Below are 14082 nucleotides of genomic sequence, written 5' to 3'. Positions count from 1 at the left end.
CTGTGGAAGGTTGCACTGAATCCCCTGGCGTAGGAATTACGGTTTCCGGTGCTGTGGAAGGTTGCACTGAATCCCCTGGCGTAGGAATTACGGTTTCCGGTGCTGTCGGAGTTGGCGTCGAATCTGTCGGAATCGGGGTATTACTCTGAGCAATGCGATCGCTAACAGCATTTTGTTGTGAGCAGGTACTTGAAATCAGTAGCAAAGCAGCTGAGGAATCAGTTTTGCTTTTCCCCAACTCCTGTGGACACTGTTGCGCTGACAACAGTTTTGCTGATCCTACACCTGTAGCTGAAGTTTGTAAAAATGTCTGCGACTGACTAACAGTATTTATCTTTTGAACCACTGGCTGCTGTGCAGAAGACAGGGACAAAATTTCTTTTTGGACAGAAGAGGGTTTTGAAGTGTAGTTGGGAACTACTATGCTCTTTGATGCCTGCCCATAAACGCTTGAATTACTGTTTTTTTGGTTATTTTGAGCAGAACGGCTGACAGCAAGCCGTTGGGAAGCATTAGAGGTAGGTGTCAAACTGAAAAATCTACCTTTATCTTTCTTAAGTAGTTGTTTTATTGGCACAACAGTATTTTCAGCCGTAAACACTGGAATACTGTTGTTACTTAAAGGCTTCATACTAAGTTTAGTGAAACCGAAAGCAGGTACTAATGTTGGAATACTAACATTTGCACCGTTATGCAATTGCGTATTCACAATGTCCCCAACTAAGTCTTGACCATAAGTAGAAGTCAAAACACTAGGAGAAGAGGCCAGCTGTACCCCAGTTAGTTTTACAGTACCAGCCAAAGCTGGCTGAGTTGTTAAGACTGCTGCTGTCACACCAGGCAATAAGCTATGGAATAATTGCTGTCCTTTCACCGCATCCCTCACACGAAAATCAATCTAGCGGCAGAAAACCTTTCTTCACCACAGAATATAGCACGATACTAAATTTAGGAAAGAATATACTACGATACTAAATTTAGGGTTCGGAACTCTGTTTGTCTTCAAAACGTCTAACAATGCGAGAAAGTTCCGCCTTTTCATCGATACTAACGCGAGTAGGAGCACCGCTAATAATCCGTTCGTAGTTTCGGAAAGAATCTTTAATATCGGGCCCGTCAGCAGTGATATTATACTCACGAATGCCCTTGTCATGCCAAGAGCCTCTCATTTTAAATACGTTAATTGCCCGTGACATTTCTCCACGAATTTCTACGTACTGTAACATCAGAATTGTATCGGTAATCGTGGAAATATGAGAGTCAGTAATGGAATGCGCTCCCAGAAATTGGTCAGTTGTGTTGGTAAAGAAACCAGTAATTTCTTCTTGTTTAGCATAACCGGTCACACCAATTACAAACTGCCGAAATGCATTATTGCTCACTCCTCTAGCTAATGCTGATAGGGAGTCAATGGCGATCCGGGTTGGTTTGAAGACAGCAATTTCTGATTTGATAATTTGTAAGTGGTCTTCTAAACCAGTTGATTCAGGATAGGTACAAATTATTTTGAGTAAACCCTGATGTTCTAATTCTTCAAAATCGATTCCCCAAGAGGAAGCATTACGAGATAGTTGGGCGCGCGATTCTTCGTAAGCAAATAATATTGCTTGTTCTCCATTCAGGCAGCCATCTTGAATAAATTTACTTACTAACAAGGTTTTACCAGTCCCTGTAGCTCCTGTTGCCAAAATAATCGAATCTTTAAAGAAACCACCACCGCACATTTCATCTAAGGTTTTGACACCAGAAGATACCCTGACATTAGAAGATCGTTGAGTCAAGCGCATTGCTCCCAGTGGGAAGATGTTAACCCCTTCATTGGTAATCGTGAAGGGATACTCGCCTTTCATGTGAGTTGTACCGCGCAACTTGAGAATTTCAGTTGTGCGACGGCGGCGTTCTCCTTCTAAAACGTTGCGAACAATGACTACATTATCAGAAACAAATTCTTCCACTCCAAAAGAGGCGACGGGGCCATATTCTTCGCTACGTTCAGTTGTAATAATAGTGGTGACATTTAGTAGTTTGAGACGTGCTACTAGGCGGAAAATCTCGCGCCGGACTACTCCCATCGCTTCATACTGCTGAAATACTGCTGTTATTGAGTCGATTGAAACTCGTTTAGCTTTGTATTTGCGAATCGCATATTGCAATCGCTCAATTAGTGCAGACAGGTCAAAATTACCAACGATATCCTGTCCTTCAGGATCGGGAGATGCATCAAGAATAAACAACTTGCCTTCCTCAATTAGGCGTGGCAGGTTCCACCCAAAAACATGAGCGTTTTTAATAATATCACTGGGTGACTCTTCAAAAGTAACAAATACTCCTGCTTCGTCAAAGTAGGTGATGCCGTTATAGAGAAACTGAAGAGAGAATAAAGTTTTGCCTGTACCGGAAGTGCCACTGATTAAAGTAGTTCTACCAATTGGTAAACCACCATGACTAATATCGTCAAACCCTTCGATCATCGTGCGAATTTTTTCTACACCCCCAATTTTTGGTGTATTTTTCGGTTTTACTTGCTCGGTTTCACTCATTGTTTGATAACAAAAGGGTATTAAAACTGTTTTTTTATAATAATAATTCAAAACTCAGGAGCGGAGCCGCTCCTGATTTATAAATGGTTTCTTCGAGCATTAATTATTTTCCTCTTCAAAATCTCCTTCACTCAGTTCTTCATAGAGCAAATCTAATCCAATTAATACTCTCTCCCTATCTGAAAGATCCCCGATAATTTTGCGAACGGGTGGAGGCAAAATTTTAGATAATGTTGGCGTCGCCAATATTTTATCTTCTTCTGCCAATTGCGGGCTTTTCAGTACATCGATCACTTTTAAAGCATAAACACCTTTAAACTCCTGCTCTAAAATATTTTTGAGTGTTTTTAATGCCCGGGCTGAATTAGGGGTATTCCCTGCTACGTAAAGTTTGAGAACGTAGGTTTTTCTGGCTTTATCCATATACATACAAGCTAGTCATGAGAATATAAATACAATATTTGTTTGCACATTGTGGGTAATTAACAGAGGTAGCTTGTGCTAAGTTCAACATTGATAATTTTAATTTATCTAGAAATCGAACTTCTGTAGAGTTCGCATAGGTGAGCCAGGATATCTATCAACGTTAAACGGTAATCAAGTAACGCTTCATTGCTCCTTCCTTCTAATTTTAGCTGGTTAGAAAATTCTTCAATTACCTCCATGTGAATTTCGATGATTTGGGGCACAGGAATATTCGCATAAAATATAGTATTGATAAATTTATCAATTTTTTCTTTGAGTGTTTTATCTGTGGTAAAATAGTTTATAAGAATCAGGCTGTAATCTGATTTAAGGTGTGTTAATAATCCTTGCTTTTCTGATGGAGTCATCTCCGGAAAATGCTGTTGGCTTTTTTGGGTGTGACTGGCAAATACATAGATGTACTTGTCAGTGGATGTTTTATTTAAATTTTGTTGCAGCAAATTTGGTAAATAGTTAATTTTTCCAGAGGTAGTTGCAACAACGGGTAGATAGCAAAATTGGGCAATAATCGCGTCAATAACTTTCCACACCCATCTGCTCCAGCCTTTTTGGTTGTCTAAGTCAACTAGATTATCTAAACATTTCTTAACATCAGGTTGCAGAATCAATATCGGTAATAACATTTATTCTTAAATCTATCTCCTTGATCGCCTTGACCAAGAAACGTGGGCTGATTAGTTTGGCTAACGCTTCTAAGGGAATACTAGGTGTGCAGGAAACTGGTGATTCAACCCCAAAACAGCGCTCTATGTTAGTTAGCAGGTAGTGCTAGTACAGCGAGCGCGTAAATCAATCTACCATTTTAAAACTTGCAAAAGCCTTGACATACAAAAATTTTGACTTTTGACTTTTGCCTTGCGGCCCCTAGCCACTCAACAACTTAGTGCAGCAACTGAGTAATTAGACTTAGTAGGTCTTTGATGATGAGGTATTTGTCGGCATAGCAAGACACAGTAGCTAATTTATTATTTACATTATTTACATATCTATGTAGATAGATTTTTTAATTTTGCTCCTTGATAAGATACTTAAACGAACTTAAAGGATTGTCCCATTCTAAATCATTATAATTCCTCAAGGTTCTAAAGCGATTCTTTGGGGCCATAATTGTTTTATCTGTCGCTATCGATGAGGAGTTTAAATACCAGTAAGACACTGGGGAGGTTAGTTGCTACAACTTAGAAACGTCGCCTCTTGGAAAAATATAAAGGACGCAAAAGTGCCCGTCAGGGAAAATTCCGTTTTTTTAATGGCGTTGAAATAACCAGAGTTGCTTATATGAGTCTTCTTAGAGGATATGGCTTCAGGCGAAAACACCATCAATATTTGGCAGATGGAAATGCCGGAGGGTTCCACAGGAAGAATGACCCCAAAAGCCCTATGTTAATGCTAGATTACCCGCTTTATGACTTTCAGGCAACCGTACCTAGCTGCTCCCAAACAAGTTCTCTGGCAGTGGTGTTGGAGATTTTTGAGCAAGAGCAGTGCGATCGCTTGGTAGTAGTAAATCAACAGCAATCCCCCATAGGATTGCTGTATTCTGCCCGTTTAATCCAAAAATTATTAGCACATAGTGACGATAAAAATCTAAATTTACACCAATCACTCTCTATCTGGGGTCAAGGTCTAATTGAGCCAATACAGACAATATCAGCTTCTGAGCGTGTAGAGCAATTAGGCTTGCACTTATGTTATGCACAAGCCGAAAAACAGCAGAACTTAGATTGGGCGCTGATTGACTCTGATGGTCAATATTTGGGGCTGCTGGATAGTTCTTGCCTGTTGCGATCGCTGGCTAAAGAACGCATGGCTGGGTTACAAAGTTCAGGCATCGAGAGGTCGTCTGGTGAGCAGCCGCCAAATGAACCCAAGTCGTTGGGACACCAGCCACTGGTACAGCTGCTAGAAAGACTGCCTTGGCCTTTGATGTTGCAAACGGGTACTGGCGAGGTGGTAGCACGAAATCCCGCCTGGTGGGAGCAATTAGGAGCCTTGAAAGATCCAGAAGGAGTTAGGCAAGAGGTGGAGGCAATACTTGTCCCTAAGCTCTGTAAAAAACCAGAATATGTCACCCAAGGAGCAATCAAGGTTTATCCCAATGGTAGGGAGAATGAGCATGGTGGTGAAGAGGAACTGATCCAGCAAGAAGCATCACCAGATGCTGTATACAGTCGCTGCTATTTGGATAGTAAAGTAGGTACTTGTACCTGCGTTGTCGAAGTGCAAAATGGTCAGGAGCGAATCTGGCAGTTTGCCAAAATTCCCTTAGATAGTCCTGAGTTTCAAGTCATGAGTGCACAAGAGGAGGTTGCACTCAGCGAGGATTTGTGGTTAGTTTTAGCTACTGATGTTACTGAGCAGCAACAGCTTTGCAAAGAATTGGCAGCAAAGAATGCCGATTTAATTCAACTAAATCGGTTGAAGGACGAGTTTTTAGCTTGTATTAGTCATGAACTCAAAACTCCCCTAACTGCCGTTTTAGGATTATCGCGCTTGCTGGTGGATCAGCAGTTGGGAGAACTTAACGAACGTCAAGCGCGTTATGCGGGACTGATTCATCAAAGTGGACGCCACCTGATGAGTGTGGTTAATGACATTTTAGATTTGACCCGCATGGAAACGGGACAAATGGATTTGACGCTGACCCCAGTAAAAATTAGTGCTGTGTGCGATCGCGCCTTATCAGATGCTAAAGCCATGCACACTCAAACTACCAAAACTACATCTGCCTCGCCAACTCAAAACGCCCGTTCATCTGCTCCCCAATTCTGCCTTTCCATTGAACTAGGCTTAGACCAGATAGTGGCAGATGAATTACGCTTGCGCCAGATGCTAGTACACCTACTTTCCAACGCCTTTAAATTCACCGAAATATCTGGTGAAATTGGGCTACGGGTGAGCCGTTGGGAAGGATGGATTGCCTTTACCGTTTGGGATACAGGCATTGGCATTCCTGAACACCAGCAACACTTAATCTTTCAAAAATTCCAACAACTAGAAAATCCCCTCACCCGCCAATTTGAAGGCACTGGTTTGGGGCTGGTATTAACCCGGGCCTTGGCTCGTCTCCACGGAGGAGATGTTAGCTTCTTATCGCGTGAAGGAAAAGGTAGCCAGTTTACACTACTTCTGCCGCCCAGTCCCCCGAAAACAAACTTTTCGGAACCAGATATGGGAATCAAAGAAGAGGAAGAAACGCGACACCAATCGACACGGGAAAACTCAGCCGCCCTGACTCAGCATGTTATTACGTCCACACAGCACCATCTTGCCAGTTCGCAACGGTTGGTTTTAGTAGTCGAGGCAGTAGCGCGATATATTGAAGACTTGACCGAACAACTTAAAGGTTTAGGATATCGCGTAGTGATTGCGCGATCGGGAACAGAAGCAGTCGAAAAAGCTCGGCGCTTGCAACCAATAGCGATATTTTTGAATCCGTTGCTACCCCTGCTATCAGGCTGGGATGTGCTGACTTTACTGAAATCTGATACCGCAACCCGTCATATATCTGTAATTGTTACCGCAACGGGAGCCGAAAAGGAGCAAGCATTTGCTAACCGAGCCGATGGTTTCTTAAGCTTGCCAGTAGAGAATCACCTTTTAGCACCAGTTCTCGAAAAATTATGTACTTCACCAGCAGTTTTGCAGCAAGGGTTAAACAACAGCGCAATTATCCCAACTAAAACGCCACTGCGAATTCTCAGGTTAGTGAATCCTCAGTTGGAATCGGTCAATCCCCACCCCTCACTTCGAGAACACCGAGTGATTGAAGTAGATGACCTAGATCAAGCAGAACTTTTGGCGCGGGTATGGCAGTTTGATGTCATTTTGCTAGATGTCGAAAGTACCACCGCCCAAATTTATCTACAAGAACTAATTGGGCATCCACGTTTAGTGGCTATCCCACTAGTTACTTGCGATGTCGCAACTACCCTAATAGCTTCTAAAATACCAGAGTTATCTGTATTTCCTTACTTAACACCATTTCCTAAAGACAACAGCAGTCGCACTGAGAAAACAGATGCCTTACTATCAGTATTGGAAATTGCTTCTGGTATTTGCTGTCCTCCTAACATCTTGGTAGTGGATTTGACAATGCTGCGTGATTTACCACAGGTAAGACGCAAGCAAGTTAAGGGTTCTCGGACAGCAAAAAATTGCTCAATTAGCAGTGAAACTGCAGAACGCGGGTCTGAGTGGTTCCAAGCTTTGATTCAGTACCTACAAACAGCAGGCTTCAAAGCGGCGATGAGTCCCTGTTGGGCAGAAGTGTTACAACAAATTCGCCACCAAAGCGTTGACTTACTGCTAATTTGTTTAGGAGAATCCGCTATCCACAAAGATGTGCTAAAAGCACTGAAAACATTGGGAGATTCGCCTGACAAATTACCACCAATTTTAGTACTGAATCAGCGATTAAATCGCCTAGAAACCAGTTTCCAGCCTGGGGTAGCTGATAAGGAAATTGACAAGCAGAAGAAGAATGGTTCGGAATCGATAGAAACTATTGTTAGTGCGATCGCTACCCAAATATTACCGCGATCAATATCAATGGAAGACCTATTAAGCCAGATCAATCAGGCTATAGCTGTCAACGGTTACAATGACAAATGTTAATGATTATTGAGAAGAAAATTGGTGGCGAACGCTATAATTTCTGTTGCTGGGTGGTAAATATCTGATGTGCTAACAAAGCCAATACCTTGACTCAGTTACTTACTGAATATCGATCTCGTCCCGTACCAAACACTGCCATTCCTGCTGCAACCGTTGATCAAAGCAACGACGATTGGCAATTTGTGTTAACCCATCGACAATCGTCAAGTGTTGCAATTCTTGATTGGCAAACTGTAGAGCAAATCCAGCTTGCTCTAATTTGGTAATTTCTTGCTGTAACTGCACATTAGTTTGAGCGAGTTCAACCGTGCGATCGCTAGACCCAGCTTGACTCCAAATGACATTTTCATAAACAGGCATCTATCTGTTCTTGAAGTTAGATCATAGTTACCCCAATAGCCATAAAACTTGCGAAGCTGTCATTTGCCATTATGAAATATCCATTTTTTCACTTTTCTTTTTCTTAAAAGGAACTCGAACCAAGTTATAAGCACCCTTGGTCGATAAATTCTTATAATCATCTGGCTGCAAGTCCATTTGTAAAAACTTTTTCTGTTCAGCCAACAGCAGCACTGAGGCAGGTTTTAGTCCTTTGGCAGCCTGGTTTTTGATATGCTCTATAGCCTCTTGGGGAAGTCCTAAATAATTTACATGAATGTGGCTGTAAAATACCACACTAGGCTTTTTGAAGCCAAGCATGATCAATTCTTCATTTGGTTGTTTTGCTTCTAGAATGACCGCAGACAACTCCCTTAAGGGTAATTGACGTTCTCGATCAATAAAGAACGAAGCAGGCGTTAAGACAAAAATTAAAAACGCCACAAACCCGATTAAATTAATACCGATAACCTGGTTCCATTGGCGACTTAGTAATAAACCCGCAACTAAAACGGCACAAACCAGCCACATTACCCCGGCTATTACTGGTAAACCAGTTCGTTGAATTAGTTCGTGGAAGTTGCTTATAGCTGGATCAGTACCTAATATGTGGGTTATGTTAAACAGTGCTGTAGCCAGAACTGATAAAAATACTACATTCACCCAACCACTCACTCGCAGAAAAGAGGGGGAGATGGGAGGAGTGGGAGAGGAAGAAACAGGTATTGTTTGCCTAGCCTCTGTATCCTGAAAAAAGTCGCTCCACAACAGGGCTACCAGGATGGCTGCTGCTGGCATTAAAGGCAACACGTAGCTAGGAAGTTTGGTAACAGCAATGGTGAAAAAGCCAAAGACGCTAGCAAACCAGAACCAGGCAAATAAACCAAACTGCTGAAAACGTTCAAGGGATCGCCAGTGCGATCGCTGCCAAAACTTTAATCTTACTATAGAGAGTGGTAAATACACTGAGTAGGGCGCAAAACCCAGCAGCACTACTAAAAAGTAAAAATACCAAGGTGCTGAGTGACCATTAACGACTTCTGTAAAGCGTTCCAGGTTGTGATAACCAAAAAAGGCATTAATATAATTCCAGCCATTGCGCCAAATTACTAAAGCATACCAGGGCACTGATAAACCTAAAATTATCAGCATACCCACGAGAAGGCGCATTTCCCGCAACACCTCTCGAAACTTTCCCACGTAAAGCAAAAATGCGGCAACAATTAGCCCTGGTAAAACAATTCCCACTGGCCCCTTAGTCAAAATTGCACCAGCAATCAGCACATAAAAACCTAAGTACCACTTATTAGGGAATGGAGAGGTCGCTTCGCTCCGGGATTGGTAATTAGGGGTTAGGGATTGGGAAAATTCCTCCTCACTCGTGAGTCTGCTGCCTTCAGTTCCCAGTTTCTCAGTCCCCATGCCCCTAATCCCTACTCCGTGGGGGCCCCGAGTTCCCCAGTTCCCAGTCCCTTCCTTCCCTGCGTAGCCTAGAAAGAAACATAACAAAGCTGATGCCATACATCCGGTGAGCAGCATATCAGAGACACCAGTTCTCGCCCAAATAATAATTTCGGGATTGAGTGCCATGAGCGCTGCTGCTATAAAAGATGTGAAGTAGCGGCGAGTAGGACGCGAAACTTGCTCTAATTCGTCTTGTTTAGCGAAATACCACTGTATGGTGTAAAAAGCTAAACAAACTAAGGCGAAGGCTGCGATCGCTGAAGGAAGGCGTACTGCCCACTCATTCACCCCTATAACTGCATAAGCGATCGCTTGACACCAGTAAATTAAAGCAGGTTTATCGAAACGAGTCTCACCATCGAAAAATGGGGTTATCCAATCACCTGTGACTAACATCTGGCGGGAAGCTTCGGCAAACAGTGGCTCTGTCTCATCAACCAAACCAGTGTTGCCCAAATTCCACCCAAAAGCTACCCAGCAAATCAATATCAACCACAAAATCGATACAGTTACACCTTGGGCTGGATTCTTTGCTATTTTGTTGAACCACTGATCAACAGTGTGCTTAACACTCAATTTCATTCTCATTAGTCAATAGTCAACAATCACTACTCAATAGTCGTTGATTATCTATCTTTTGTTCTTCGGAGTTTTAAATTCAACAATATTACACTTTTTCCCGTTCAGTAACGCCAGTTGTTCCAAGTTGCCAGAAAAACTTCTCCAACATACTAGTACTGCAAGGCGGAAGTCACGCATTCACGTATGCTTTAATTTTAGGCTTTCTGGCTGTAATGAAATGGTAGGTTTATTTCAGCCGACCTGCACTAGTGCAATGTCTAAGCTAGTAATGAAAAGTTTGTAGTAAGCACAAAGCGAGCTTAGAAAATAAGTAGGACTTACGCATCAGGTACGAAATGTAAGGGCAATACCCTGCCTTAAGCCCTGACGCTACGCACAGTCGCTAACACTGCGCTATGGGGTTCGGGGGTGACGCTCGATGACTCGCTCATAGCGTTGCTATGCCGTTCGCGCAGCGTCTTGTAGAGAAGGCTTTACGCTGCACTATCGCAAGACGCTCGTTGCGCGGCATCGTCTCCCCTTGGGAGAAGACTCGCTCATAGCGTTGCCATGCCGCAGGCTTTACGCAACGCTTTCGACGGGAACCGCCATCGCGCAGCGTCTCGTAGAGAAGACTGCGACCCCCTCACCGATGCAGCGTCTACATGAATTGCCCCTACGGTAAATCAAGGCTTTCACTGCCTTTTTGTGTAAGTCCTGATAAGGACTAAAGTCCTTACTACAAGCTTGTTTACCCATCAATTTCAACTTGACAGACTACTAGCGTATGTTTATCTACCTTGAACAATTTGCTCAAAGTAACTTGTCTTGATGATAGTAACTGAATTTACGCCAAGTCATATTAGTTATTTAGTACTACTAAATAACTAATATGGACTCAGCACTAGTTGCCATTCTCTATTTTGGGAATTCCATTTAGGTAATTGAGTTTCGCCGACAACATAGGGGCCCCAGTAACGACGGGAACCATCTTCTGCGAAAGCAACTAAAATATCTCCCTTCTCCAGTTTTAAATTATTCTGAGGTAGGGATAAAATCAGTCCCTTCTCACTACCTTCTTGGGGAGCAAAATCCCAATGTGCCGGTACATCATAGTTAGTCTGTTTAGTACCAGAGCCTTTTGCGAGCGACTGTCGCGCCAATAGAGCCAACCGTACAGGCTGATTTGTTTGATTGCTCATTCGCAAAGTTCCTTGATCCTTGCTTTTGCTAGCTGATTTATCACGCTCTGCCAAGACAGGATAAGTATTCTCTTTAATATTATGTTCTACTTGATTGGTTGAGGTAGTTGCTGGAGTAGATAGACTAGCGGAAATACCTTTTTCAGGTGAAGCGGGGATAGAGGAAGCTGTCTCCCACTGAGTAGTTTCAGTCGGCGGTTGTGAAGATGTATCTGGCTTTGTGGACTCAAAGGATACGCTCACTCCAAAGCATCCCACTAGAGTAACAAGCAGTCCCAAGCAAAAAACTGTAACACCGACGTTACGATATACTGAGGATTTCATATTGATAGTTATTAGAAATAAATATTTTGTTTAAGCTTGACCAAATAGTAGCCTATTATCCCAAAAGGGAATCATAGAAAGTAGTCTAATATAGACTTTCCTAAAATTAGTGATACTAATGTATTATAATTATCATTTTGATTAGACAATATTTGGAGGAAATAGTTTCCTTGATGTCTGACAAACAAGGGGTACAGACACCCATTGCTTTGTGTCTTGACCGTAGGCTTGGATAAAAACAAGAAAATTAGATACCGAGCCAGCCAATTCATTTGTACAAAGAAAAATAAAAATTTCGTGAAACCACTAGTATAGGTCGGCGGGAATAAACCTACCATTTAAAACAGCCAGAAAGGCCAAAATTAAAGCAAGCGTGAATGCGTGACTTCCCCGTTCACGCAGCGCCCCGTAGGGAAGAGGCTGACTTTTGCCTTGCGGTACTAGCGGCCCCAACAAGGCGTTTTTTGCTAAACCCTTAGATAAATCTAAGATGCATATTTCATGTTGCGTTAGAATAAGCAGCCTTTTAAGGGGCTATACTTCCCTAAACATGATAGGATGTGCAAATTTGAATCAACGCTGGAAGCCCAGCAGATATCTATAATATTAACAAACAAGCTGATGTTAAAACCAATATCCTCCTTAATATAAAAGATATTTTAAGATATCTTGACTTTTTCCCAGAAGTCTATCTGATGCAAAACACTCGTCTCAATAACTTATTCGATGCCATTGCTACACGCTTGGGGCAATGGTTTTTAAATCCTTGGCGGCGGCTATCGTTGCTGATCATTAGTTTTTTGTTTGGTTTTTTTCTGGCAAACGTAGCTTCCACTACAGCCGGTCAACGAGCAGAATTAGACATTGTGGTAGCTGCTTTTTTAGTAATGTTAACAGAAATAACCAGTAGGATATTTTATCATCGCAGGTTTTTGGAAAGGCGATCGCTCTTGATAGATTCACTAAATCTCCTCAAAGTTGGTTTCATCTACGGTCTGTTTCTCGAAGCCTTTAAGCTGGGATCGTAGGATGGGAGATGAGGGAGATGAGGGAGATGAGGGAGATGGAGAAGCAGGAAGCAAGAGAAGCGGCGTTAGCAGATGAGTTGAGGGCAAAAGCTTTTGGAATCACGCCGGAAAATGTCGATGAGGTGATAGAAAGGCGATCGCATTTACTAAAATCTGTCTTCCCAGCTTTTAGCCAATTCTGCCAAACTACTTTTCAAATCGAACCCCAGGAAATGTTACAGGTGTTGTGGGACTTGTGGCTGCCTTTGGGAATCAAACTAGCATCGCACCGCCAACAGTTAGAACGCCCCCTAATTCAAGGAATATTGGGAGGACAAGGCACTGGTAAAACCACAATGTCCAAGGTTCTCAGTTTGATTCTCGATCACTTGGGATACCGGACTGTGAGTTTATCTTTGGATGATTTATATAAAACTTACAGCGATCGCTTGGTTTTAACACAGCAAGATCCCCGCTTGATTTGGCGCGGTCCACCAGGAACTCACGATGTAGATTTAGGTTTAAATGTACTAGATCAGATTCGCCAGTTGCAAAATCCTGTGATGCTTCCCCGCTTTGATAAATCTGCTTTTGGAGGTGCTGGCGATCGCACTAATCCAGAAATGGTTACAGGTGTAGATATTGTATTATTTGAAGGTTGGTTTGTGGGTGTGCGGCCAATCGACCCAGATATATTTGAGACTGCACCACCACCAATTATTACAGATGAAGATAGAGTATTTGCCCGTGAAATGAATCTTCGCCTCCACGATTATTTACCACTGTGGGAGCGATTAGACAGCTTAATTGTGCTATATCCAACTGATTATCGCTGTTCTTTAGAGTGGCGCAAACAAGCGGAACAGCAGATGATTGCTGCGGGTAAGTCGGGAATGAGCAATGCAGAGATAGAGCAATTTGTCAATTATTTTTGGCGATCGCTTCACCCGGAATTATTCATCAAGCCGTTGGTAAAAGATGCAACAGCAGTTGATCTAGTTATTGAGATTCATGCTGATCATAGCTTTGGTGAAGTGTATTGCGATCGGACTAATTCGTAATTGGTAATACTCGCTATTCATGCGAGAAGCAAGCTACGTAATTCGGAATTCAGAACTATTGTTAGACAATGACAATTTATCCAATTGATAGTGATAATTATCACCCAACGATTTCACTATTATCTAAAGGTTTTTACCACCAGTAATTTGGGGAATTTGTAGCGTGAGACTTTTGCCGAAACTAGCAAAGTTTTGTGTAGCAATGGAAATTAGTTCTAAGCTATTGCCGCTTACAGCTATTTTCAGGTAAATAGACCACGGTGTAGTAGGGGCACGGCATCCACAATCTTCTGGTACATATAATATTTTACTGGTGCCGTGCCCTTACGACCGATGTGGTTCAAATGCATGAAAACTGCTGTAAGAGCGTAGTCGGTTATTCATTTTAATAAGGCTGGAGATTTATGTTTATTAATCTCCTTAAGTTGGGGTTGAGTTGAAT

The 14082-nt window shown here is 42.4% G+C and carries 9 protein-coding genes and 1 pseudogene; 3 read left to right on the top strand and 7 right to left on the bottom strand.

Features of this window, described 5'->3' with window-relative positions; translation table 11 throughout:
• The 4 genes and pseudogenes from ACFFAP_RS17915 to ACFFAP_RS17900 form a co-directional block, all read right to left on the bottom strand.
• Window positions 1–874, bottom strand: a pseudogene (locus ACFFAP_RS17915) (TolC family protein); the annotation flags it as partial.
• A gap of 103 nt (window positions 875–977) precedes the next feature.
• Window positions 978–2540 (bottom strand): circadian clock protein KaiC, encoded by a 1563-nt coding sequence (kaiC, locus tag ACFFAP_RS17910; RefSeq protein ID WP_375512468.1) that lies wholly within the window; start codon window positions 2538–2540, stop codon window positions 978–980.
• Window positions 2541–2639: 99 nt separating this feature from the next.
• Window positions 2640–2963 (bottom strand): circadian clock protein KaiB, encoded by a 324-nt coding sequence (gene kaiB, locus ACFFAP_RS17905; RefSeq protein WP_375512467.1) that lies wholly within the window; start codon window positions 2961–2963, stop codon window positions 2640–2642.
• A 104-nt stretch (window positions 2964–3067) separates the two neighbouring features.
• Window positions 3068–3649 (bottom strand): KaiA family protein, encoded by a 582-nt coding sequence (locus ACFFAP_RS17900; protein ID WP_375512466.1) that lies wholly within the window; start codon window positions 3647–3649, stop codon window positions 3068–3070.
• A gap of 757 nt (window positions 3650–4406) precedes the next feature.
• Between ACFFAP_RS17900 and ACFFAP_RS17895 the strand changes: the two genes are divergently transcribed.
• Window positions 4407–7643 carry an ATP-binding protein gene (locus ACFFAP_RS17895; protein WP_375512479.1) on the top strand — a complete coding sequence of 1079 codons (3237 nt, stop codon included), beginning with the start codon at window positions 4407–4409 and terminating at the stop codon, window positions 7641–7643.
• 99 nt (window positions 7644–7742) lie between these two features.
• On the opposite strand, the gene ACFFAP_RS17890 is transcribed toward ACFFAP_RS17895, so the two are convergent.
• The 3 genes from ACFFAP_RS17890 to ACFFAP_RS17880 form a co-directional block, all read right to left on the bottom strand.
• Entirely contained in the window at window positions 7743–8003 is a 261-nt protein-coding gene (locus ACFFAP_RS17890; RefSeq protein WP_375512465.1) for a diguanylate cyclase domain-containing protein, read from the bottom strand.
• Between the two features lie 69 nt (window positions 8004–8072).
• Entirely contained in the window at window positions 8073–10073 is a 2001-nt protein-coding gene (locus ACFFAP_RS17885; RefSeq protein ID WP_375512464.1) for an ArnT family glycosyltransferase, read from the bottom strand.
• Between the two features lie 860 nt (window positions 10074–10933).
• Window positions 10934–11572, bottom strand: a complete 639-nt coding sequence (locus tag ACFFAP_RS17880; protein WP_375512463.1) for a hypothetical protein — start codon at window positions 11570–11572, stop codon at window positions 10934–10936.
• A 695-nt stretch (window positions 11573–12267) separates the two neighbouring features.
• On the opposite strand from ACFFAP_RS17880, the gene ACFFAP_RS17875 reads away from it, so the two are divergent.
• Window positions 12268–12600, top strand: coding sequence for a DUF565 domain-containing protein (locus tag ACFFAP_RS17875; protein WP_375512462.1), 333 nt, complete (start codon window positions 12268–12270; stop codon window positions 12598–12600).
• A gap of 35 nt (window positions 12601–12635) precedes the next feature.
• Entirely contained in the window at window positions 12636–13640 is a 1005-nt protein-coding gene (locus ACFFAP_RS17870; RefSeq protein WP_375512461.1) for a glycerate kinase, read from the top strand.
• The last annotated feature ends 442 nt before the right edge of the window (window positions 13641–14082 follow it).

It is taken from the genome of uncultured Nostoc sp. (genome assembly GCF_964245575.1).
GTDB lineage: Bacteria > Cyanobacteriota > Cyanobacteriia > Cyanobacteriales > Nostocaceae > Nostoc.
This window is presented reverse-complemented; position numbering and strand designations above follow the sequence as displayed.

What these genes read in the sequence shown, in the direction of transcription:
- ACFFAP_RS17875 (WP_375512462.1), top strand. Translation starts at nt 12,268, where the DNA reads ATGCAAAACACTCGTCTCAATAACTTATTCGATGCCATTGCTACACGC.
- kaiB (WP_375512467.1), bottom strand. Translation starts at nt 2,963, where the DNA reads ATGGATAAAGCCAGAAAAACCTACGTTCTCAAACTTTACGTAGCAGGG.
- ACFFAP_RS17900 (WP_375512466.1), bottom strand. Translation starts at nt 3,649, where the DNA reads ATGTTATTACCGATATTGATTCTGCAACCTGATGTTAAGAAATGTTTA.
- ACFFAP_RS17870 (WP_375512461.1), top strand. Translation starts at nt 12,636, where the DNA reads ATGGAGAAGCAGGAAGCAAGAGAAGCGGCGTTAGCAGATGAGTTGAGG.
- ACFFAP_RS17880 (WP_375512463.1), bottom strand. Translation starts at nt 11,572, where the DNA reads ATGAAATCCTCAGTATATCGTAACGTCGGTGTTACAGTTTTTTGCTTG.
- ACFFAP_RS17890 (WP_375512465.1), bottom strand. Translation starts at nt 8,003, where the DNA reads ATGCCTGTTTATGAAAATGTCATTTGGAGTCAAGCTGGGTCTAGCGAT.
- kaiC (WP_375512468.1), bottom strand. Translation starts at nt 2,540, where the DNA reads ATGAGTGAAACCGAGCAAGTAAAACCGAAAAATACACCAAAAATTGGG.
- ACFFAP_RS17895 (WP_375512479.1), top strand. Translation starts at nt 4,407, where the DNA reads ATGTTAATGCTAGATTACCCGCTTTATGACTTTCAGGCAACCGTACCT.
- ACFFAP_RS17885 (WP_375512464.1), bottom strand. Translation starts at nt 10,073, where the DNA reads ATGAGAATGAAATTGAGTGTTAAGCACACTGTTGATCAGTGGTTCAAC.